22 protein-coding genes and 1 pseudogene are annotated in these 22,449 nt (G+C 36.9%); all 23 read left to right on the top strand.

Translation table 11 applies throughout. From position 1 onward, the window contains the following. The first annotated feature begins 838 nt into the window (after positions 1-838). The 23 genes and pseudogenes from ACTH6U_RS00930 (at position 839) to ACTH6U_RS00820 (ending at position 22,443) form a co-directional block, all read left to right on the top strand. Positions 839-1,234 (top strand): helix-turn-helix domain-containing protein, encoded by a 396-nt coding sequence (locus ACTH6U_RS00930; protein ID WP_434720773.1) that lies wholly within the window; start codon positions 839-841, stop codon positions 1,232-1,234. Between the two features lie 262 nt (positions 1,235-1,496). Next, complete coding sequence (locus ACTH6U_RS00925; protein ID WP_294108508.1) at positions 1,497-2,030, top strand: fimbrial protein; 534 nt, start codon at positions 1,497-1,499, stop codon at positions 2,028-2,030. Positions 2,031-2,103: 73 nt separating this feature from the next. Then, on the top strand, positions 2,104-2,637 hold the full coding sequence (locus ACTH6U_RS00920) for a fimbrial protein (protein ID WP_441831401.1): 534 nt from the start codon (positions 2,104-2,106) through the stop codon (positions 2,635-2,637). 39 nt (positions 2,638-2,676) lie between these two features. Then, positions 2,677-5,205 (top strand): annotated as a pseudogene (locus ACTH6U_RS00915) (outer membrane usher protein). 102 nt (positions 5,206-5,307) lie between these two features. After that, positions 5,308-6,048 carry a fimbria/pilus periplasmic chaperone gene (locus ACTH6U_RS00910; RefSeq protein WP_434720681.1) on the top strand — a complete coding sequence of 247 codons (741 nt, stop codon included), beginning with the start codon at positions 5,308-5,310 and terminating at the stop codon, positions 6,046-6,048. Between the two features lie 44 nt (positions 6,049-6,092). Further along, positions 6,093-6,725, top strand: coding sequence for a fimbrial protein (locus tag ACTH6U_RS00905; RefSeq protein WP_294108515.1), 633 nt, complete (start codon positions 6,093-6,095; stop codon positions 6,723-6,725). A gap of 13 nt (positions 6,726-6,738) precedes the next feature. After that, a complete protein-coding gene (locus tag ACTH6U_RS00900) occupies positions 6,739-7,248 on the top strand; it encodes a fimbrial protein (RefSeq protein ID WP_336430924.1) in 510 nt (169 codons plus the stop codon). Next, a complete protein-coding gene (locus ACTH6U_RS00895) occupies positions 7,245-7,796 on the top strand; it encodes a fimbrial protein (RefSeq protein ID WP_336430925.1) in 552 nt (183 codons plus the stop codon). The genes ACTH6U_RS00900 and ACTH6U_RS00895 overlap by 4 nt, the downstream gene beginning before the upstream one ends. Continuing rightward, positions 7,793-8,362: a fimbrial protein gene (locus ACTH6U_RS00890; protein ID WP_441831400.1), complete on the top strand. Its 570-nt coding sequence runs from the start codon at positions 7,793-7,795 to the stop codon at positions 8,360-8,362. Before ACTH6U_RS00895 ends, ACTH6U_RS00890 begins: the two co-directional genes overlap by 4 nt. A gap of 261 nt (positions 8,363-8,623) precedes the next feature. Continuing rightward, positions 8,624-9,496, top strand: coding sequence for a hypothetical protein (locus ACTH6U_RS00885; RefSeq protein WP_441831399.1), 873 nt, complete (start codon positions 8,624-8,626; stop codon positions 9,494-9,496). A gap of 982 nt (positions 9,497-10,478) precedes the next feature. Continuing rightward, positions 10,479-10,775 (top strand): helix-turn-helix domain-containing protein, encoded by a 297-nt coding sequence (locus tag ACTH6U_RS00880; RefSeq protein ID WP_434720676.1) that lies wholly within the window; start codon positions 10,479-10,481, stop codon positions 10,773-10,775. A gap of 170 nt (positions 10,776-10,945) precedes the next feature. After that, positions 10,946-11,554: a common pilus major fimbrillin subunit EcpA gene (gene ecpA, locus ACTH6U_RS00875; protein ID WP_434720675.1), complete on the top strand. Its 609-nt coding sequence runs from the start codon at positions 10,946-10,948 to the stop codon at positions 11,552-11,554. Between the two features lie 99 nt (positions 11,555-11,653). Continuing rightward, complete coding sequence (locus tag ACTH6U_RS00870) at positions 11,654-12,337, top strand: hypothetical protein (protein ID WP_441831398.1); 684 nt, start codon at positions 11,654-11,656, stop codon at positions 12,335-12,337. A 19-nt stretch (positions 12,338-12,356) separates the two neighbouring features. Continuing rightward, positions 12,357-14,855 (top strand): TcfC E-set like domain-containing protein, encoded by a 2,499-nt coding sequence (locus tag ACTH6U_RS00865; protein WP_434720674.1) that lies wholly within the window; start codon positions 12,357-12,359, stop codon positions 14,853-14,855. A gap of 7 nt (positions 14,856-14,862) precedes the next feature. Next, a complete protein-coding gene (locus tag ACTH6U_RS00860) occupies positions 14,863-16,464 on the top strand; it encodes a fimbrial protein (protein ID WP_434720673.1) in 1,602 nt (533 codons plus the stop codon). A gap of 102 nt (positions 16,465-16,566) precedes the next feature. Beyond that, the gene (locus ACTH6U_RS00855) at positions 16,567-17,250 is read left to right on the top strand and encodes a fimbrial protein (RefSeq protein ID WP_434720672.1); all 684 of its coding nucleotides are present in this window, start codon (positions 16,567-16,569) and stop codon (positions 17,248-17,250) included. Between the two features lie 772 nt (positions 17,251-18,022). Further along, on the top strand, positions 18,023-18,379 hold the full coding sequence (locus tag ACTH6U_RS00850; RefSeq protein ID WP_336430929.1) for a helix-turn-helix domain-containing protein: 357 nt from the start codon (positions 18,023-18,025) through the stop codon (positions 18,377-18,379). A gap of 204 nt (positions 18,380-18,583) precedes the next feature. After that, positions 18,584-19,105 carry a fimbrial protein gene (locus tag ACTH6U_RS00845; RefSeq protein WP_441831397.1) on the top strand — a complete coding sequence of 174 codons (522 nt, stop codon included), beginning with the start codon at positions 18,584-18,586 and terminating at the stop codon, positions 19,103-19,105. Between the two features lie 65 nt (positions 19,106-19,170). Further along, positions 19,171-19,902, top strand: a complete 732-nt coding sequence (locus ACTH6U_RS00840) for a fimbrial biogenesis chaperone (RefSeq protein WP_441831396.1) — start codon at positions 19,171-19,173, stop codon at positions 19,900-19,902. Beyond that, positions 19,886-20,467, top strand: a complete 582-nt coding sequence (locus ACTH6U_RS00835) for a fimbrial protein (RefSeq protein WP_294108541.1) — start codon at positions 19,886-19,888, stop codon at positions 20,465-20,467. The genes ACTH6U_RS00840 and ACTH6U_RS00835 overlap by 17 nt, the downstream gene beginning before the upstream one ends. A 15-nt stretch (positions 20,468-20,482) precedes the next feature. Beyond that, complete coding sequence (locus tag ACTH6U_RS00830; RefSeq protein WP_294108543.1) at positions 20,483-21,061, top strand: hypothetical protein; 579 nt, start codon at positions 20,483-20,485, stop codon at positions 21,059-21,061. Between the two features lie 11 nt (positions 21,062-21,072). Then, positions 21,073-21,669 (top strand): fimbrial protein, encoded by a 597-nt coding sequence (locus ACTH6U_RS00825; RefSeq protein WP_441831395.1) that lies wholly within the window; start codon positions 21,073-21,075, stop codon positions 21,667-21,669. Between the two features lie 18 nt (positions 21,670-21,687). After that, entirely contained in the window at positions 21,688-22,443 is a 756-nt protein-coding gene (locus tag ACTH6U_RS00820) for a fimbrial biogenesis chaperone (RefSeq protein WP_441831394.1), read from the top strand. Positions 22,444-22,449: the final 6 nt, after the last annotated feature.

Genomic DNA, 22,449 nt, shown 5'->3' with positions numbered 1-22,449 from the left:
TTTTGTTAATTCAGAAATAAATAAAATTTAAAACCAGAGGGTAGTTCATGTTTCAATGAATGACCTTAGGTATTGGATGCTCATAATAAGATTTTAAAATGTAGGAACTATATTATGTTAGATACTGGTTATTATCTTAAGGTAAATTCAGTAGTTGTATTGCTAGTTAGTTTTCTTCTTTAACTTAATAGGAGGAAGTTAGATTTCGACTTAAGTGAGATCAATATATTAAGTTTAGTGTAATGTTTAACCGATGGAAATATTTGAGTCTATTATGATAAAAAATAATCATTTCTCTATCATTATGAAAATATTGAGTTTTTTTGTTTTTTTTAATCTGAATATATATTTAATAAATTAATTTATTTCTACTATTGTTAGAGAGTATGATTGTTTATAAAAAACAGTTTTTTAAGTTTTATTTAAATCGTAATCATCCAGTTTTTGGTGTTAAACGCTATTTTTAATTGATGCTCTCAAGAAGATGTCTGGCCAATGCTGCAATACCACTAGTCTGGTTGAAATTTAATTTACTCTTAATTTGTGTAATTTGAGGCCATTTTCACAACTGGGCAGAGTGAAATGAGTTTGATTTTAAATATCTACTCAAGTAAATTAATAAGCATTGAGCGAGTGAACATAACGTGAAATTTAATTTAATTGATATGTATAAGTGATTATACATATTCCATATCCGATGAGTTAGTCATTATAAGTTTAATTAACGAAGTGATGTTTTATTTTTATTGGCATTATTGAATTGTCTCATTTTTTATCTGGCCAATTTTTTATGCATTAGGTTTTATTAAATAGCTAATTTAATTTATGGGGTGTAATAGTGGATGTAAATACAGTAAAAATATACGAAGGTAAATTAAATAATTCAAGGACTACTTTTACCGAAGCTGTCGGAAAGGAAATACATAAATTGCGTAAGGAGCGATCAATGACGGGTAAGGAATTAGCTATTCTCGTTAACGTTTCTCAGCAGCAAATATCACGCTATGAATGTGGTGTTTGTAACTTAACAGTTGATACATTAATTATTATTTTAAATGTGCTTAATGTGCCATTAACTGATTTTTTTAATCAAGTATTTTTACGTGCATTTGAGACGGAAAAAAAACTTTGTGTAAAATATCACAACGTGTTTACTTCTGTAAATCAATCAGAAGCTTTAAAAAAACAATTAGAAACATTTGGACGATATAACCAAAGTAATTTATGGGGCTGATCGTTTATTTTATATTCTTTAAATATATTAAATTACATTAATGTACATTTTAATGTCTTTTAAATGTTTATTTAATATCAGCATGTTATGAATTTATATTGTAATTGTTTTTTTTGAAATTAATTAAATATAAAGACTTTATTTTAATTAGACTTATTTTTTAATTATTTATACCTAAATGATTAGGTATGAACACATCTGAATGTTTTTAGCGAACATTCCTTTTATTTAAAGTGCAATTATTTTTATTTTAGAGGCCAATATGAAAAAGATTATTTTAGCAACCCTGATTTCTGGCGTAATGAGTGCATCTGCTTTAGCTGTTGATGCAGGTTCAGGTACTGTGACTTTTAACGGTTCAATCATTACTGCACCATGTTCAATCGCACCAGGCGAAGAAAACCAAACTGTTGAACTGGGTCAAGTTTCTAACGTAACTCTGACTGCTGGTGGCGAATCTTCAGCTCAACCTTTCTCTATCAAGCTGGAAGGCTGTAATTTAGAAAAATCTAACGAAGTGACTATTACTTTCGCTGGTACTGAAGCAACGTCAACTGATGGTGAAGGTAATACCGCAGGAACAGGCTTACTGCAAATCACGGGTGATGCGAAAGGCGCTGCCGTGAAGATCATGAACTCTTCTAGTACACAAATCAAAGTTAACGCAGGTAGTACTCAAAACTACGTTCAAGGCGACAATGAGCTGAAATTCCAAGCTTCGTTGAAAGGTCTAGGAACAACTGTAACTCCAGGTAACTTCCAAGCAGTAACGAACTTTACCTTAGCATACAACTAATTTTTAAAAATTAAGGTATGTACGTCATGGAGTGTTTCGGCACTTCATGGCTTGTTCAGCAATGGAGGTGATCGTGAAGCGAACAGGATTGTTAAATACGGCGCTATTGTTAGTAGGTGTTTTCTGGCTAATACCTGCACAAGCAGCTCTAGGAGTAGTTTGGGGTAAAGTGAGTATGCAAGGTAGCATCGTTGATACGGCTTGTGCTATCGATACTGGTTCTTATGAGCAATCTATTGATATGGGTATTTTGCCGATTGGTTTGTTACGCCAAGTTGGACACGGACCTGTACAACCTTTTTCTATCACCTTAATTGGCTGCCAACTCACCCCCCATGATGGCGACAACTGGCAAACGTTCTCAGTCACTTTTGATGGCCCTGCAAACGGCGAGTGGTTTAGCGTTTCAGGGGCAGCAAAAGGTGTCGCATTATCACTACAAGATGCATCTGGACAAACAGTACGCCCAGGTTTGGCAACTGTAAAACAAGAAATCAAACCAGGTAATTATGTCCTCAATTATGGTTTAAGGCTGGTCTCAGATGAAACCCCACTGCGTCCAGGGGAATACCAGACAGCAATTCGCTTCAAACTCGATTATTACTAATAAAAAATGCTGAATTTTTCCTGATACTGATCTTTAGGGATGTTACTTATGTCTTTGTTTAATGCTTACTTACCTAAACCACGTTTATTGAGTGTGGTTATTGCACTGACACTTCACGGTGCAGCACTGCCGGTTTTCGCGGCAGAAGCAATTCAATTTAATACCGATGTATTAGATCTCGAAGACAAAAGTAACATCGATTTAAATCAATTTTCGCGCGCAGGGCATATTATGCCTGGCAATTATTCATTAACGTTAAAAGTGAATGATGAAACATTGCCTGAGATTACGGTTCCTTTTTATGTGCCTGAAAATGATCCCGAGGGGAGTATTGCCTGTTTATCCCTTGAATACATTAATCAATTGGCGCTGACGTCTACCTCATTAAAAGATTTAACGTGGTGGCACGATGGACAATGTTTAAACCCTGAGAGCCTACCGGGTATGCAGATCCGTGGCGATTTAGCGACCTCTTCTTTATATGTCAGTATCCCGCAAGCCTACATGGAATATACAGCACCAAATTGGGATCCTCCTTCACGTTAGGATGATGGGATATCGGCAATTTTGGCCGATTATAATATCAATGCGAATGCTAATAACTCTTACCGAAAAGGGGGAAATGACAGTTATCAAGTTAATGGTAATGGAGTCATGGGTATAAACCTTGGAGTATGGCGTTTTCGTGCAGATTGGCAAGGTCGTTTAAGCCATATGAATGGCCAAAATACGCAGACACAAAAAGATTTTCAGTGGAACCGTTTCTATGCTTATCGCGCGCTGAAATCTTTGCAAGCTAAGTTGACATTAGGTGAAGATTATCTTGAGTCAAATATGTTTGATAGCTTCCGTTTTACGGGGGCAAGTTTGCGTTCAGATAACAGTATGATGCCACCAAGCTTGCGGGGGTACGCGCCTGAAGTGACCGGTATTGCGAAAACTAACGCTACGGTGACGGTAAGTCAGCAAGGTCGTGTGTTATATGAAACTCAGGTCGCGCCGGGACCATTTAGAATTCAGGACTTAAGTGACGCCATCAGCGGTAGGTTAGATGTCACGGTTAAAGAAGAAGATGGCTCTGTTCAAGAATTCCAAGTTGATACGGCGAATCTGCCATATCTGACCCGACCAGGCCAAGTTCAGTACAAGTTAGCACTGGGCCAACCAACTAATTATGAGCGTCATAGTCAAGGTGACAGCTTCTTAACAGGGGAATTATCTTGGGGAGTTAGTAATGGTTGGTCACTATTTGCTGGTAGCTTAATTGGCCAAAATTATAACGCATTATCAGCGGGTATTGGCCGTGACTTGCTCGCCTTTGGTGCGATGTCATTTGACGTCACGCAATCTTTTGCGCGTTTACCTGGTGAAACGACCATCAGTGGTGGTTCATATCGTATTAACTACTCAAAACGATTTGAACAATATGACAGCCAAGTGCAGTTTGCGGGCTACCGCTTCTCTGAGCGTGATTTCATGTCGATGTCAGATTACTTAAATGCGAGGGAAACAGGTCAGCGCTACGGTGGCAGCAAAGAACTCTACACCATTTCATTGAATAAGAACTTCAGTGATATCGGTATTTCATTATATGCGAATTACAGCCACCAGACCTATTGGGATCGTCCAAGTAATGACTATTACAGCATCATGATCTCGAAATATATGGATATTGGTTCGATTAAAAATGTCAGTGTGAACCTGTCGGCAAATCGCAGTGTGTACAACGGCGTCAATGATGACAGTGCCTATTTATCGCTGTCATTCCCTTGGGGAAATAGCGGTAGCGTAGGCTATTCATTAAATGCGAACCGCAATGATACTACTAACCGCGCCACTTATTATGACCGCATTGATGACCGAACCTCCTATCAGGTGAGTGCAGGTAGCAGCCGCTACGGAGCCTCAACCAGTGCATTTGTTAGCCATCAAGCAGACAGTGCACGAGTCAGTGCGAATGCCAGCTATCAACATGGTCAATACAGTGCATTTGGACTGTCTGCATCGGGTGGTTTTACCATGACACCAGAAGGCGGCGGATTCCATCGTGTTAATCAAATGGGGGGAACCCGTATGGTGGTAGACACGGATGGTGTAGCAGATGTACCAATTAAAGGATTTGGGGCGCCAGTTCGTTCGAACATGTTCGGTAAAGCGATTGTTGGTGATGTGAATAGTTATTACCGCAGTAAGGCGCAGATTGATTTGAACGCGTTGCCAGATGATGTAGATGCGCAGCAGTCAGTGGTACAAGCCACCATGACTGAAGGTGCCGTGGGCTTCCGTCGTTTCGAAGTGGTGTCGGGACAAAAAGCAATGACAGTGTTGAGTTTAACGGATGGTTCGCATCCTCCGTTTGGCGCGCAAGTGAAAAATGCCAAAGATCAAAATACGGGAATTGTCGGTGATGCAGGTAGTGCCTATATCAGCGGTATTAACCCAGGGGATGTAATGACGGTGACATGGGGAGAAAACAAGGCATGTAAAGTGACCTTCCCAGTACAGTTGGGCACTCTTGAGCGAGCACTATTACTGCCATGTACCCCTGTTGCAAGTACAGCTCTTTAGCCACCAGAAATTACACAACGTTAAGTGTAATTAATAATTGATTTTTAATGTAAATAGGTTGCTCGGCCGATAGTCGAGCAACAAAAAATAGGTCATTACAGCATGAAAAAGATAACTCAACTCAGTGTTATTGCAAGTTTAACGGGTCTTATTCTGTGTTCCTCTGCTGCAAATGCTGCAGTGTCAATGGATCGTACTCGCGTGATTTATGACGGTGGTCAAAAATCAATTTCTTTAAATATTTCCAATAACAACAAACAGTTGCCTTATTTGGCTCAAGGTTGGATGGAAAGCGCTGAAGGTCAAAAAATAAATTCACCATTGGTGGTACTACCGCCGGTTCAACGCTTAGAACCGGGTAAATCAAGCCAAGTAAAAATCGAAGCACTGCCAGCCGTAAACATGCTCCCTAATGACCGTGAAAGCCTGTTCTACTTTAATTTGCGTGAAATTCCGCCAAAAAGCGACAAGCCAAATACATTGCAGATTGCTTTACAAACTCGAGTGAAGTTGTTCTATCGCCCGAAAGCGATTATTCCAGAGAAAAATACAGCACCTGCACAAGATAAGCTGACGTTAGAAAAACAAGGTGAAACGGTGATGTTGAAAAACCCAACGCCTTTTTATGTCACCATTATTAATGCAGCGGCAACCACAAAATCGGATGCAAAAGATTTTACCCCCGTGATGGTTGCGCCTTTTGCCAGTGAAAATATCGGTGTTAGTGCCAGTAAATTGGGTAGCTCACCAGTACTGACTTATATCAATGACTACGGCGGTCGCCCAGAGTTGAATTTCCGTTGTCAGGCTTCGAGCTGTCAGGTTATTCCTGAAACAAAATAATCGATTATCTCAGGCCTGTCGGCATGAATGGAAAGGAGAGAACTATGACTCAACAAAAACTGACTCAGCATATTCGCAATAGCCTTTTGGTTTGCCTATTTGTAGGAGCGAGTAGTTTGTCTGCTTTTGCAGAAGACAATAATCGAGCGTTGTATCGTCCGAGCGATAACTGGAATGTTGATGGTCAACATGGCGTGTTGTATGTGTCAGGTTCACTTACTGAAAGTCCATGTCGATTGGCGATGACTTCAAGTTATCAATCCGTGTTATTAGGCAATACAGAAACGGCAGAATTAAATCGTGTGGGTGGACAAGGTCGCCCAGTTTCATTCCAAATTGAATTACTCGATTGTTTAGAAACCTCGACCTTATTAGAGAATGTGAGGACAGGGCAAACCGCGTGGAGTTCAACTCAACCTGCGGTAAAAGTACGCTTTTTAGCACCCACGGTGCCATTTATGCCTAACTATGCAAAGGTGAATGGCGCGCAAGGTATTGGTTTAGTATTGCGTGATAGTCAAGGGAAAACATTGCCACTGGGTGAAGAAAGTAACCCCGTTTTATTGGTTTCAGGGCAAGAAAAATTAACTTATTACGTCACGCCAGTCAGAACCTCAGGTCCATTAGAGCCGGGCGCTTATTCTGCATTGATTGCGTTTGAAATGATTTATGAGTAATAGAGGGCTGAAAATGAAATCTATGTGCTCAATCACTGTAGGTTTGATTATGGGAAGCTGCTTGCTAGCAAGTACACAAAGCTTAGCGGACGTCTTTAATATTCAAGTTAAAGTAACAGTAGTGGCAAAGACCTGTGACATATATGGCAATGGTGGCTTTGGTCAACCGATTAGTGTGGATATGGGCGATATCATTATTAAGAATATTGACGGTCAAAGCTACGCGAAAACCGATATCCCATACACATTAGATTGTGAAGACTCTGCAGAGAACCCAGCTTTGAAACTGAAGTTTGATGGTACTCGGATGCCAACACAGGCAGCTAATGTATTGAAAACAAGCGAAAACAATATTGGGTTACGTTTGTTGGCTGATGGTACCAATCTGAACTTGGCGACATGGCGCGATTTTAACTACAACACAAAGCCAAGGCTGTCGGTAGTGCCAGTTGCCAGTGGCACTGGCGGGGTCAATGATGGGGTCTTTACGGCGTACGCGACCCTCAGCGTGGAGTATCAATGATGAAACGAGGTACTTTAATCACCGTTTTTAGGCATGGATTGCTTGCTCTGTGTGGAGCGGTCTCATTGGTTTCACAAGCGGTTGAAGTCAATTTTACGGGAAATTTAATTAATAACCCACCTTGTGATGTATCGGGTCCTGATGGACCTAACCAACCGATTAAAGTGACTTTTAATGAACTAGGTATTACGAAAATAGATGGGTTAGGCGATAAAACGGAATATGGTCGCCAAGATTTTACATTAACGTTGAGCTGTGGTGCGGGGTTGGGCAATGCGGTGGCATTGTACTTAGAATATAGGGGCATGAGCGCTCCTTTTGACCCGAGTAACAAGACGTTACAGGCAAGCCAAGCAGGATTGGGTATCCGATTATATCATCAAGGCGTGTTGATAGCGCCCAACTCGGGGACGCCGATGACAATGTCAGATAATGGTGTATTAACGTTACCGCTTTATGCCGTGCCAGTGAAAGATACAAGACCCGGCGTAACACTGTATGAGGATGAATTTACGGCGACTGCAAGTGTGGAGATGAACTATCCATGATAAGAAAAACAAGCAAGATAAAGCACAGCTCTGTTCTTGTCGCACTCAGTGGGATGTTATTAATTAGCCTCATATCATCGGGCGCTTATGCCGATAGCAGTAATGAAATCCAATACAGTGGGACGTTAATTGCATTGCCATGTACCGTTGATCCTTCGTTTGAGAATATGTGGGTTGATTTTGGGGGCAATATCAATGCGAAGGATTTAGCTAAGGGGCAACGTCGTTATAGTAAAGAAGACATTCTGTTTAATCTTAAGGACTGTGATACGTCGCTCGGAAATACAATTTCAGCCAGATTTACGGGTATTTCAACAACTGATAATGGGTTATTGAATGTGGATGCAGGTAGTCAGGCGAGTGGAATTGTTGTCGGTTTAGAAGCGCCGAGCGGTTTAGCCTTACCTATCAATAATTCGCAAGTGGGTTCAATCATTCCGATAAAGGATGGTGATATGACCATTCGGCTGAGGTCATATGTGCAGGCAGCAGTGGATGAAACGGTAGATTCGATAGTACCGGGCTTTTTTACCGCGACGTTGACGTATAGCTTGATGTATGAATGAGTGATGGCGACATTTGTGATGTTTAGTATACGACTAACTTTACCAACGACGGCAGAATTATCACCTAATGCAAATATTTTGGATTGGGATTTCCACTGGTGGTAGATATGAAATACGGAAATGGGATGAAAAATGATGATTAGAGTGATGCGCATGAAATTCTTGGCCGGTATGCTATTGAGCATTCCGCTGTCTGCAGTGGGGGAGGTTTCGGTGACAGTGTTCGATTCGGTTGACGCGTCAGGGAAGAGTACTTTTTTGTTGTCTAAGGGGGACGGCACATCCTGGTGGGATTATTGTGCTGTAGAACCTGCAAGTAGTGGTATTATGAGTCGTTGTTGGGCTCCTGGCTCTGATAGTCGAACACGTGGTGGAGATATGCAACCTACGATTAATTATGTAACAGGGAACGATCCGATATCGAAAATAGAGGGGGCTTGTACCGTGTATTTCCAACCATACTATGAATTTGGGGGGATGTATGTTAAATATAAGTCTGCGAACCCAGAAGGCTGGAGCACGGAGCCCGGTGGATTCGGGGGGGCTCTAATGTACTCTCTTAATTTTAGTAATTGTCAGACGGTTATTGGGGGTGGGCGTTATACATTCCCATTCATACGGGATTATAGGTTTGTCAGTTACCCACAACAGTCCAATCTTACAAAGAGTTTATGCTATAATATGTATATAAATGCTAATGGGAAGAATTATCCTCTTACTGATGGATGTAAGCCGATAGATGATGGCACTGCACCACCGATACCCACACCCGCGTCCTGTAATTTCGATCTGCCTTCGGTTGTTGAGCATGGGGTAGTAAACAAAAATGAACCTTCTCTAGTTACTGTGCCTAGCCATTTTCAATGTAGTAAGACTGCGTCGGTATCATTTCTTTTTAGTGGTTTTCAATCCACATCCGCGAGCGGTGGTGCCGTATATGAATTCGATTCTTCGAAAACAAAGACAACAATGTGTATAAAGAAAAAAGGTAGTACTTCATGTAATGGCGGTAGTAATGCACTGGTTATTAATGCATCATCAGGAGATATCATTATTACCTCCGAACTTGACTCGAGCTTAAGTGAATCGGGTTCTTTTTCATTAAGTGCTCCTTTGATCGTATCATATAATTGACTTATTCTTTGTTCATGGTTAGGAAATTGGATGTCTCTTTTGCACTAATATCCTAACCGCCATCCTCTATGCTGATTACCGATCAGGTCCGCCTATTTTTATTGGCTCACGTTCAAGCGCGAATTCTTTATAACAATTTACTCCCAACCTATTTACATAATGGTCACTTCTCCTTTTCTTCCTTTCTTGAATTATTAAACTGTAAATAAGCTATAAACTTTTATTTCTCAATGCCGATAATCATAAGGTGGCGTTATTTAGAAAATTAGTATTATTAGTTATCAGATAAATCAAGCATGTCTAATATGGAATATTTATAGCTATATATGGTTTTTGGTGATATCTGTAAAATTTTTCATTTAAATATGAATAAGAAGATTCTCTTTTCGTAGAAAAATTGCTATTTTTAAGATAATTCCTGTAGCTGGCATTCTTTCTTCATTAAATTAAATTTTTCTTTTTTTAATAAAAAAAGTAATGATTTATAGATGTTTGATTTTGATCAAAAAAAAATATTGCGAGGCTTTTAAGTCTGCATTGGTAATATTTTACGGGTAAAAAAACTTTATTACTCCTTTTAGGTGTTGGTGTGGATTTAAATTAATTCTATTTGTGTTCATTTGTAACAAAATGAAAAAATAAGCTAAATTAAGTTTCGAATCATAACGTGATTATCGATAAATGATATTATATGTCACTTATAATTAACATTCTATAAATAATGTTTTTTCCAGTATTTAATTATATTAATCAAATATTTAATATAACTAAAGTCAAATAAGGTACGTACTTTCCCTCATTAAAAACAATGTTATTAACTAAACATTTAGTTATGATAGTTTAATCCTATTAAACTTCATTATTTCCATCGGTTTAAACATTTTTACTCATATTTTAATCTGTCTATATTAAAAAGGAATTAATAATTAATACTATTAGAAAATAATAATTAGATTAAATTTATTTTTTGGGAATTAAGTTTATGGAATCAAATAAGATAAGTTATTACGCTGGTCGTTTTTTGCGTAAAGCAAGAAAAGATAAAAATATGACGGGTCAGCAATTAGCAAAATTAATGCATGTTAGCCAACAACAAATATCTCGATATGAAAACGGAAAAACGCCATTAACAATAGATACATTAAGTCAAATTTTAAAGTTATTAGATAAAACTTGGCCTGAGTTAATTTTTTTTGTCCAAGAAGAATCTAAGTTTGATAAAGATGAGGATGAATTTTATTCATTAAGTAAACATTTAATCAACAATCTTTTTAGATAATTAATGATTTTTATATGAATTCATATTTAGTGTTTTTAATATTTTTTTTCACTAAAATTTAATTAACGATTATGTTTTATAAAAAACACAAATAAAAGTGTTTTTTGTACCATGTATTTGTTTTTTTTACCCTGTGTTTGTTTTTTGAATAATAAATTAGAGAGAATAAAATGTTTAATAAAAAAATAACGGCTGTAGCGCTATCTACAATTATTGCTGCTTCTTTCACTACTATTGCTAATGCAGATACTCGTACCGCTCAAGCGACGGCAACTTGGCAAGCGACAGCAATTAAAGATACAACAAGTATGTTGGTTGTAACGCCATTAAAAAGCTTAACTTTTAATTATGCAGAAGGGCAACAAAGCTTTAATCAACAAAATGGAGCTTTTGATGTTGCTATTCAAGGACAAACTGGTGCAACTGATTTTAAATTAACATCAAAGATTATTGCAAATACATTATCTAGAACTATTGATGATTCAAAATTAATGGTTGGAGTTAAGTGGAATGGCGAAGATTTAGATAAAACAACAGATACTACACTTGTTGATGTTTTGGCGGGGCAAACTTCTGGTCTGGATAACTTAGCGGCAGATGGTGTTTATAATGGTGCTGACCGCGCAACAGATCGTGGTGAATTCACTTTTGTTATTGCAAGCGCCGAATCTGCTGGTGCAGCTGCTGAATTTAAAGATCTCACTGATGGTGTTTGGGATGGCGATGTGAAAGTTCAATTTACTGCAAATTGGGAAGGAACTTTCACTCCAACTCCATAGTTTATTCATGTTAATTAAATAGAAAATTTTATATTACGATAAAGATAATATAAGGAAATAGTATCTTTATCTTTATCGTTATCTTATTTGAGCTTTTTTATGAAAAAAATAATACTTGCAGTTATTTTATTATCAGTGGTACCAATAAGAAGTAGTTTAGCGGTAAATGTTGGTAATATAACAGAGATAATGTCTTCAGAAGAGGGGATGCTATCAAAAGAAATAGAAAATACAGTTGATACTGCAAGATTGGTTAATTTAAGTATCGAAAAAATAGATTCTCCGTTAGAGAATGGAAAGTTAATTGAAATTAATGGTCCTAATGAAATATTGTCAACACCAGCGAATATTATTCTTCCGGGGAATGCTAAAGATATATTCAAGATAATTTACCAAGGCCCTAAAGATGATAAGGAACGTTACTATAGATTAAATTGGAAAGATGACCCAATTAGTGAAAGTGGAATGACTAAGAGTTCAAAGTCTGCTTCTGCAACAACATCAGCAACAATTAGCACTATACTTGTTGTTGCACCAAGAATTGAAAATTTTAATTATAAATATGAAAAATACCAAGTCGCTAATATGGGAAATACCTCTTTTCGTGTAGTTGCATCTGGGCCTTGCTTGACGGAGAAAATTAAATTCGGAACTGAAGGGATCTGTCGCGAGCGTTATTATCTGATGCCGAAGTTAGCAGTGAAACTTCAATTAGTCGATATAAATAATAAAAAAGCAAGCATTGGTATTTGGCACAAAGGAGAGTTCATTGTTGTCAAATAATTAGGAATGGACTTTAATTATGCGCAAGAGTGTTATTGCATTATCAGTAATGAGTATTATTTTTTCAAATGCTGTTCATGCCAAGGACATAAAACGAATCAAAGTGGGTGATTTTATAATTCCACCTGCTTTTGTTATGGCTTTGGAAGAAGGGATGTCTATCCCAGTATTCTTGCGACTAGACAATGAAACACAAAAAAATCAAAGTAAAGATAAAATAGCTGATGCTACAATTGTTATTGATAAAGGAAAAATTAAACTTGCTAATATCCATTTGTTAGATGCAAATCAAGGGCCTAAATTAAATAATTTATTAATTGAAAAGTTAATAAATAAAAAGGATGCTTTTTTTGATACAAATAATGGTATAACAATTGATAATGACGCTACTTTAAAACTCAATATATCATCTTTTAATTTATCATTAGATGTTGATAAGACTGCTTTTTCTCCTAAAGAAAAAATTAGAAAATTCTCACTTGGTGACTCTTCTGTAAATACGATTTCAGCGGTGGCAAATTACGATCTTGGCGTTTTTCAAAGCCAGATCAGAAAGGGAAAAAATTCATCAAGTAGTTATTTCAACTTAGATACTTTATTGGCAGTAGCTGAGCATCATATTAACGTTAACGCATCAGCTTACAGTATTGGAAAATCAAATTCTAATATTGAGCTTTACCGTGCGATGTATGAACGTGATTATAATGGATTGCGTTTTGCTTTTGGATTAATGAGTACGTGGAACCTACAATCTATTGCTAGCTTGACAACATTAAATAGTAGTAAGGTTTATGCTGCTTCTATTGGTAACAATTCATCCAGTATCGTTGTTAATAAGCAACATTCGCTAACACCAATTTATGCATTTTTAAATAGCCCAGGCGAGGTACGAATTTATCGTAATGGGAAGTTATTAAATATTCAAAATTTTCCAATGGGAAGTTATGAAGTTGATACCAGCATTCTACCATTTGGTATTTATGAGGTTACAGTTGAAACTGTTATAGACGGTAAAATTATTACAACACAAAATCAAACTATCAATAAATCCTTTGGTTCTAAAGGTATTAATTTTGAAAAATTGAGCTGGGAAATTTATGGTGGCTATATTGATTTTGACAAGAAAAGATATGTTCGAGGTAAATATAATCAGCGTAACTCGTTAGATAAGAGCTATTTATTTGGTGCTTCAGCTGCAAAAGGTTTTCCTGTGCTATCAGGACTAAATATACAAATGTCTAACTATGGTTATGACAACTTTTTGGTCAATGAAAGTAGCGCAAATCTTTCTTTAAATCAGTATATGTCAGTTTCTTGGCAGGGAATGATTGAAAATCATGGCAGTCATCGAAATATTGCGACGTTATCCGTAAATATACCTGAAGGGTATGGGTCTATATGGGCATCCAAAGAAAAAGCTGTTATTAAAGGTGATTTACCTGTCTATGATGCTGACAGTTATTCTTATGGTGCAACTATGAACTTCGATAAAGTTATTGAGCGTACTGGTACTTTCACTATTAGTAGTACAACAGATAAACGCACTAGAAGCGATTCAATTAACTATGAGTATGCGAATACATTATTTTCAGGTCGTTACGGTACTGTCGGTTTAAGAGCGGGTGTTCAGCGTTATCATTATGACGACCAAAAAAGTATGAATGAAAAATTTGTGAGCCTTGATTTTTCACTTCCATTAGCGACATGGTTAAGTACAGGGGTCTCTTCAAGCAATGGTAATGTTAAAGCTAATATTTATGCGAATAAAAATTTTGAAGATTCTGCTATTACTAATATAGGCGGCTCAGTTTCTAAATTAGTCAAAGATAAAAATAATGGAGAATCTGATATTTCCACTATGGCTTATGCATCTTATGACATGAAATATAATTCTGGAATGATAACAATTAACCGGCCTGATAATAATCGACTTAATGGTAATTTTACCTCAAGAGGTGCTGTAGCTTATAGTGATGGAATTGTTATGCCTAGTGGGCAGCAAGGTAAATCAGGCGTCATTATTAATTCAGATATTTATGGAAATGGCAGTATGACTGCTCGCGTTAATGGGCAAAGTTATCCAATTAGTGGGAAAAACACCTTTATTCCATTATCACCTTATTCAAACTATGACATTCAATTAATGAATGATGCAAAGTCTAAAGATAGTTTTGATATTGTTTCAGGACGAAATAAGTTAGTAACTTTATATCCAGGTAATATTGCTATTTATAAACCAGAAGTTAGGCAGCTTGTTACTGTATTCGGTCGACTTAAATCGCCAGATGGTGAGTTTATTAAATATGCATCGATCCGTAATCATATTGGCAGAACTAAAACAGATCAAAATGGTGAGTTTTCCATGGATGTTGATATTCGCTATCCGGTTATTTCTCTTCTACAAGAAGATGAGAAAACAATCTGCGAAGCCGATTTAAATTTAGCAGGCGCGCGTGGTGCATTATGGCTAGGTGATGTGACTTGTGATCCACAAAGAATAGTTGCGCAAAGACAATGAGAATTTCATGATGAATAAGACGATTTCCACTATTTTTTTGACGAGTTTTCTATTAGCTAGCGATATTGCTTTAGCTACAACTGTTACTAACAGTTATGTTTTTATCGAAAATGGTGTGGATAGTGAATATTTTATTACACCGAAAACGACTGATCCCCGATTTTCTGGAGCTAATAAATATACCCGCTATTCTGGTAGCTCACAATTAAGTTTGGGGTATATGGGATACGTTAATACTAGTATTAGAGCGAACCAAAATGTTGATATTTGGTTAGAGAATTCGCCAATAGATGGACCTTTTACAGGAAATAGATGTATGCGTGGCTATTGTGGCGATGATAGCGGCTATTGGCCTGCCCAATATATTGGCAGTGATGGTGCGTATAAAATAGTGCAGAGTGATGTTCGAGGGGAATCAACCTATGCGCGAGGGATATTTAGTGATTCAACCTATCGGTATTTCCTATCTGTACCGGTGGGTACTGTAGAAACGTATAGCTATAGAGCTTGTATGACCACAGTCGATTATGATCCTAGTCGGGGAGAGTCTTGTCGAGGTGTTGGTGGCAATATTATTGCGTCACATGAGTTTGTAATAACTAAATCAGGCCATATTAAATTAACGGCTACGGGGGCAATGCAAGAAGTTTATATTGATACTAACGGTAACCCAAGCCTTGGCCCGGGTGCAGAGTTTTGTCGCTTGGGTACAGTTTCTCGAGTAGATGGTTTGATTTGTCAAATGATCAATCATGAAACGACAGGGGATATTTTTACAAACATTCGGTTAGGACTAAAAATAAACTCGACTTTAATTCCGTTCACGCCAACAGGAAGCTCAATAAAAATTGGGCCTGATGACGGAAGTGATAATTGGTATAATTATAATACAACTTATAATGCTAATTATTATTTTACAAACAATAGCAATCATATTGCTATCTTTTTCTCAAACACCTTTTTTAAACAACTGATAGCTCAAAATGTAGATTTTACGAATAGCCAAGATTTTTTTACATTCTCATTTACTAATACAGCTGCGCCCCAATCTGGATTCTATGAGTTTACACCTTCAAACCAATTAGTGATTAAACCACGAGATTATGGAATTAGCATTGTTCCTAGCGATTTCGTACCGAATCCATCGAAAACGGGGAAAGTAGGCGCATCAGAGCCGCCTATTGAATTTAATTATATTGTTACGACAAGTGGCCCAAGGCAGGCTGATTCAATTACAGCTCGAGTAGAAGGGCCAAATATTAATGTTAGTGGGCGAAATTATTGTTTGTTCACATCCGATGATGACAGATATCAAGTGCCATTTTCTGCTTATCTTTCATTTAAAAATGCCTCAGGTATTGAGGAGTCGTATCGTTCAAATTGTGATAGTACTGAAATTTCTATGAAAAATGCACTCTGGGTAGAAACACCATGGGATATTCCTAATCAAGATTTAGGGTCATTTTACCGTACAAATTTAGATTTAAGCTTTCCAATGAACGACTCAAATTCACTTTTTACTTTAGATGGTATTGATTGGTTAGGTACCGTTTCTGCGAGTGGAACTGTTGTTGTAAAAGCTATTTGGACTGGGCCAGATGTACATTAGAGGCTTCGTCGTTTCTATAGTAAATGAAAATGGTCTGTTTTAAGAATAGTAGCTATTTGGGATATTAAATGAATCAGTTAGTTCTAATCGATAAATTTATACATGATGAAAATAAAAATTCCTTGTAAAAACATATTATTAGTTTTACTCCTTTTGTCTTTTGGGAGAGCTTATGCGTTGTATATTAGCTCTGATATATCGTCATTAGAGGCAAGTAAAACATTTTTTTCAAAATCCTATATTAATGATACTAAAAAGACCAATTTGTATGATTTTAGTGCATATAAAATTGATAAACCGGGAAGTACAGAAAAAGGGCAGGCTATTATTGATGGGGAGATTATTTTTACACCACTAAAAAAAATCTTACTACCCGGTGAACAGGAGTTTTTTAAAATTTTTTATCGCGGAAATAGCGATGAAAAAGAACGTTATTACAAGATTATTATTAGTGAAACACCACTTGAAATGCAGAGTGAAAATCGACGTGAAAGACAATCTTTGTTTTATCCTACTATGAGCCTAGAAACCTATTTTGTCGTGAGACCAAAAGATATCAATTTTAAATATGAGGTTAATACCAATGAAGGGGTGATAAAAAATATCGGTAATACCTATTTTCGAGTCATCTTACACGATGATTGCAGTTCTGAGGATGAAACGCCGTTAGTATTATATTTGTTACCACAGGAAGAGTATCGAGATTCAAAAGTAAAAAATAAAAGTCGAAAATATATTGTGATTTTTGATAAATATTATCCTATTGGCAATTGTGAAACATTCTAAATAAATGGGTTGAAATTATAGGTTTAATTTATTGATTGTTATGCATAACGTGATTGAAATGATGAAAAATCAAGAAGGAGGCTAATTTTAGCCTCTTTTTTTTGAATAAGATAAATAATGATAAGAAAAAAATTATGTTTAACATGATGGTTTGGCAGAATTAAGTACATAAAACAATTAAATTGGTTTAAGGATAGCCCGGTTAATAACTATGAAAATTTACTATAGAGTAACAAATTAGAATTTTGCAAACAATACTTCACTTAAATTTACAAAGTAAGTCGTAAATGGATTTGTTTTATTTTATTAGTATGATTAACTCAATATAATTGCTTAAAAGATAACTAATCTATTTTTAGATGAATTATTATAAAAATTTTTATAAAACAAATTGTTATATTGAAATTAAATTATGTCATTATGTGACTTTGAGGTTTCCATTAATTTCAATATGTAAAAAATTATTATTTTTAGAGTTTAATATCAATTAGCTAGTCATTTTATGATTAAAGCAAGATTATTAACTATTTCAATAGTTCTGTTTGAACATCGTTTATTATAAAAATAGTATTGTTTTGGTTTTTAACGCTTGCTTTACGCTTGATTTGTGTAATTTAGATGCCACAGCTAAAAGCCATTGTTAAAGTATGGTTTTTATTTTTTTTATTTGGCATTAGAATTTACTTCCCTTGTAAAACACTGTGATTGTTTGTTTTTACTATACAATTCACTTGTTTTTAGGAGTAAAAAAGCCAAAATGGAATGAATTAGTATGAATAATTTAATATCAACGACTAAAGATCACATAGCAATTGCCATCGGCTATGAGCTTTCAAAGTTAAGAAAATTACGAAACCTATCGGGAAAGAAACTTGCTGAAATGATAGATATTTCACAGCAACAGATTTCTCGATATGAAAGAGGTACTTGTCGTATCAATACCGATACATTAGTTTATTTATTATATAAATTAGGTACCTCTCTTGATGATTTCTTTATTGGTGTATCTTTGAGATTAAAAGAAATAGATCCTGAATTATATAAAAATTATCGATTTCTGTTTTATCCCTTAACTAGAGATAGCTATAAAAAATATTTTAAATTTGATGATACATCTCATTTTGGTTGACGCTATTCTATTGAATTTATTTTTAATTTATTTTTAATTAATTTTATTAATTAATTTAATGGGTTTTTAGCTGCACTTATTTATTATATTTGTGTAGTGATAAGCTTATGTTAAATATAAATTGAAATATAAGAAAATAATTCAATATCTAATATTGGGTTGTCTTTGCTGTGTATTTTATTTAAATATTAGAGAGATTATAGTATGACATTTAAAAAAATTGTTCTCACTACTACATTATTTGCAAGTACTGCTGGTATGAGTTTAAGCACGAGTGCTTCACCATCAGCAGAAGTTACATTACAAGGTGTTATCACGAGTACAACCTGCGATGTGACGATTAATGGTGGGAAATCTATTTTAAACGTTGGTGTATTTAAGCCAGCAGATTTCGTGGCAAATAAAATGTTAGGTGCCGTCAAGATGCCTGTCACACTAACTAATTGTAAAGCCGATGAAACGGGTGATTTGATTATTCAAGGCTTAACGTCTGTCGCTAATAATGACCAAAATATTTTTGTTAGTAATGATGCAGAAAAAGTTGGTTTCATGATTGCGCAAGATGATGGAAAAACGATTGTTAAAAATGGTCAACGTATTGGTTTGGATGCTAAAGAAGATGGTGTGACTGAGTATGTCTTTACCGTTGGTATGGCTTCTGCTGCCGCAAATCCTGAGCCAAACGCTTACAGCGCTCCTATCTTAATTTCTTATATCGTTAATTAATTTATCGGTAACTAATGCGAGTTAGCAGGAGATATCTCCTGCTAACTCTAATAAAGGTTGTGTGGATGATGCGTATTTATCGTTTTTTGTGGTTGAGTGTGATGAGCCTTTATTTTTTTTGTACTCATGCAATGGCCGGGATATCTCTAGATAGTACTCGAATTATTTTCGCGGAAGGTCGTGAAGCAAAAAGTCAATCGATAGGTGTGACAAGTAGTACCCAGTCAGCAACTCCTTATTTGGTGAAGGCGCAAGTGATGGGAGATGTTCGGGGGATACAAATGCAAACGCCTTTTTCTATAACACCATCACTTTTTCGCTTAGAACCAGGAAGTTCTAATCAGTTGCGGATATTGAAGACAGGAAATCAAGTGTTGCCTCAAGATAGAGAGTCTATCTTTTACCTTCGAGTCATGGCGCTACCATCAGGGCAAGAAAAAGAGTCTACATCGACAATCAAATTAGGTGGTGCTATCACAGTGTCAACTGGAAATGTGATTAAACTTTTCTATCGCCCATCTAAATTATTAATGACCCCACAGCAAGCGATGGCGTCACTGCAATTTTCACGCCACGGGCACGTATTGCAGGTAAATAATCCAACACCTTATTTTGTCACTTTATCATCACTGTCTTCTGGGGGGAAAATCGTTCCAATCAGTGTTCGTGAGCAAAATACAATGATTGAACCTTTTGGAACAATGGCGTACCCGGGTGCAAGTGTGGTGGGAAAAGTGACATGGAAAGCCATTAATGATTATGGCGGAATGGAGGTTTTCCATGGCGTTATTCGATAACTCAATGGTTTTAAAGTTCTTTATAGGAATGAGTGCATTATTTAGCAGTTCGGTAGTGCTTGCCACATCAGCATCTGTCGAATTTAGTGCAAAAATTGCCTATGAGGGAGCTTGTGAGATAGCGGTACCACCAACGGTGATTTTTAATCATGGCGAAGAGATTTTACCGAGCCAAATAGAGGCAAAGGATGCCGCGGCGAAAAAAAACTTTAATTTGATGCTGACTAATTGCAAAGGGGTTGGTGTGACACCGAAGATTAGTATCGTAGGCCCTTCAAATGCTGATTATGGCGATGATTTATTTTTAGACCCTATTGGCACTACATCAATCGGCTACGGTATTTTATTGAAAACTGAAGGGAACGCAACGTTCCAACCAAATGTGAATTTAGCTAGTAATAAAACCATTTCAACGGTTGATCATTGGGACAAAAGTACGAGCTTGGACACTATCAATGGCGCATTACCTATAGTGGCTATTTTAAGCTGTGGGCGTTGTGATGCTAAGGGACGTATTGGTGGTGAGTTGAATGCTACTGTGACTTTTGATTTTCAATACGATTAATTCATGAGGCGAACAATGAAATTACTGACCTTTACTTTTCAATGTATGGGAGGGCTCGTTTTCATGTTTACGATTAATTCGATGGTATTAGCGGCGGATCTTTCCATGATGGCATCAATAGCGAAGAAAGGCGTAGGGTGCGAAATAACCTTACCGCAGAATGTATTGACTTTTGCTCCCCTAAGTATGCGTCAGCTTAAAGGCCCAATTCAAGCTCACCAAATTAAGTCGTTAATTGTGCGCTTATCCTGTGTAAATGAAACTGAATTAATTAAGCCAATGCTGACCTTGCGAGGTATCACACCTTATGCAGAAGATTTGCATCAAACTGTATTTTTAGATGATACGCCTAACGGGGTTGGGTTCATGGTGCGTCAGTCACCGGATGATAAACCAATCGGGTTATTAGATTTTTATCAGCCTGATGCTGCGATTGGTAATGATAACACTGTGCAACCACTTAATGTTCTGAATAACGACAATCAATACAAAAGCGATAACGTATTGTGGGTTGGGATTGTAGGACCGTTGCAAAGTAACATTATTGCAGGGCGTTTTCATGCATCGCTGACCATCAATGTGGCATTTCAATAGTGGATATCGACATGAGGGTGAAACGCTTAATTGTATGTTTTAATTTGATAAATAAGATTGTATTAGGGTTTGTGATTGCCGTTTGGAGTGTAGTGGGTATTGCTGATACCAGTAGTAGTACGTTTAATTTCACTGCAATATTTGTGGGGGGAAGTTGTGAAATTAGCGCACCCACGAGCATTCAGTTTAATGATGGTGAGGCGTTACGGCCTTCTGAAATTGAACAAGGAATAGCCGCAACAACGCAGTCATTTAATCTTATTCTCAGTAAATGTAGCGGATGGGGATTAACACCTTCTGTCAAAGTGAATGGTCAGAAAACGTCAGACTTTGGTCCTGCACTTTTTCGCAATACGTTAGGTGCGATGGATTCAAATGGTTATGGAATTTTATTAGCGACAGATGGCAATACCTCGTTTGTTTCAAATCCTAATTTAGCCGCGACAGGGACAATCTTAGCTAAAAATTGGAATCCAGAGTCGCAACTGGATTCGATAGATACCCGCATTCCAATAGTGGCGAAATTGACTTGTGGCAATTGCGATTATGCGGGGCGCCAAAGTGGTGCATTTAAAGCGACGGTTACTTTTGATTTTGTATATGAATAAGGCTAGTGAGTTATCGACATGAACAATATTAGGCTCAAACAAGTTTGTACAACTTTAATTTTTGCTGCTTTGTTTGTTTGGGGATTACTTTTCGCCAAAGAGAGCTATGCAGAAGGCGGGCTTAGCTTGGATCAAACTCGAGTCGTGTTTGATGGAGACGCGAAGAGTACCAAAGTGACATTAAACAACCAAAGTGAGCGTGTGTATTTGATCAATAGTCGAGTATTAATGACACCCGATGGGAATGAGAGATCGACAGCAGTACTGCCATTTATGGTGACGCCTCCTTTGTTCCGGTTAGAGAAAGAAAGCCGCAATACAGTGTTAATTTCTCGCAATAACATTTCGGGCTTACCTACTGATCGTGAATCTTTATTTTATCTGAGCTTTTTAGCAATTCCATCAGTAAAAAAAGGTAGCGAAGAGGTCACGGAAAAAGGATCAACCACGACACAAGTGTCTTTTGGTATCCGTATGTTAATTAAACTATTTTATCGGCCAACTGGTTTTTCGATGCCAGTATTGGCTGCGCCTGAAAAATTGACCTTTGTTCAACAAGGTATGCAATTACAAGTTACTAATCCGACGCCTTATTACCAGACGTTAGCGCAACTGACACTTAATGGGCAGTCTATCAATGTGCGTGAACAAGGTGCGATGATAGCGCCATTTTCAACTCAAACTTATCAAGTGAAAGCGCAAGCGCATGATATTCATTGGTCTGTCATTAATGATTTCGGTGGGTTAAGTGAAACCTTTCATTGGGCGCAATAAGTGAAT

The organism is Providencia sp., assembly GCF_052096715.1.
Classification (GTDB): domain Bacteria; phylum Pseudomonadota; class Gammaproteobacteria; order Enterobacterales; family Enterobacteriaceae; genus Providencia.
This window is presented reverse-complemented; position numbering and strand designations above follow the sequence as displayed.

Excerpts from the sequence above, each read along its gene's own strand:
- ACTH6U_RS00925 (WP_294108508.1), top strand. The coding sequence starts at position 1,497 with ATGAAAAAGATTATTTTAGCAACCCTGATTTCTGGCGTAATGAGTGCA.
- ACTH6U_RS00910 (WP_434720681.1), top strand. The coding sequence starts at position 5,308 with ATGAAAAAGATAACTCAACTCAGTGTTATTGCAAGTTTAACGGGTCTT.
- ACTH6U_RS00905 (WP_294108515.1), top strand. The coding sequence starts at position 6,093 with ATGACTCAACAAAAACTGACTCAGCATATTCGCAATAGCCTTTTGGTT.
- ACTH6U_RS00900 (WP_336430924.1), top strand. The coding sequence starts at position 6,739 with ATGAAATCTATGTGCTCAATCACTGTAGGTTTGATTATGGGAAGCTGC.
- ACTH6U_RS00895 (WP_336430925.1), top strand. The coding sequence starts at position 7,245 with ATGATGAAACGAGGTACTTTAATCACCGTTTTTAGGCATGGATTGCTT.
- ACTH6U_RS00890 (WP_441831400.1), top strand. The coding sequence starts at position 7,793 with ATGATAAGAAAAACAAGCAAGATAAAGCACAGCTCTGTTCTTGTCGCA.
- ACTH6U_RS00880 (WP_434720676.1), top strand. The coding sequence starts at position 10,479 with ATGGAATCAAATAAGATAAGTTATTACGCTGGTCGTTTTTTGCGTAAA.
- ecpA (WP_434720675.1), top strand. The coding sequence starts at position 10,946 with ATGTTTAATAAAAAAATAACGGCTGTAGCGCTATCTACAATTATTGCT.
- ACTH6U_RS00870 (WP_441831398.1), top strand. The coding sequence starts at position 11,654 with ATGAAAAAAATAATACTTGCAGTTATTTTATTATCAGTGGTACCAATA.
- ACTH6U_RS00865 (WP_434720674.1), top strand. The coding sequence starts at position 12,357 with ATGCGCAAGAGTGTTATTGCATTATCAGTAATGAGTATTATTTTTTCA.
- ACTH6U_RS00860 (WP_434720673.1), top strand. The coding sequence starts at position 14,863 with ATGATGAATAAGACGATTTCCACTATTTTTTTGACGAGTTTTCTATTA.
- ACTH6U_RS00855 (WP_434720672.1), top strand. The coding sequence starts at position 16,567 with ATGATGAAAATAAAAATTCCTTGTAAAAACATATTATTAGTTTTACTC.
- ACTH6U_RS00850 (WP_336430929.1), top strand. The coding sequence starts at position 18,023 with ATGAATAATTTAATATCAACGACTAAAGATCACATAGCAATTGCCATC.
- ACTH6U_RS00845 (WP_441831397.1), top strand. The coding sequence starts at position 18,584 with ATGACATTTAAAAAAATTGTTCTCACTACTACATTATTTGCAAGTACT.
- ACTH6U_RS00840 (WP_441831396.1), top strand. The coding sequence starts at position 19,171 with ATGATGCGTATTTATCGTTTTTTGTGGTTGAGTGTGATGAGCCTTTAT.
- ACTH6U_RS00835 (WP_294108541.1), top strand. The coding sequence starts at position 19,886 with ATGGCGTTATTCGATAACTCAATGGTTTTAAAGTTCTTTATAGGAATG.
- ACTH6U_RS00830 (WP_294108543.1), top strand. The coding sequence starts at position 20,483 with ATGAAATTACTGACCTTTACTTTTCAATGTATGGGAGGGCTCGTTTTC.
- ACTH6U_RS00825 (WP_441831395.1), top strand. The coding sequence starts at position 21,073 with ATGAGGGTGAAACGCTTAATTGTATGTTTTAATTTGATAAATAAGATT.
- ACTH6U_RS00820 (WP_441831394.1), top strand. The coding sequence starts at position 21,688 with ATGAACAATATTAGGCTCAAACAAGTTTGTACAACTTTAATTTTTGCT.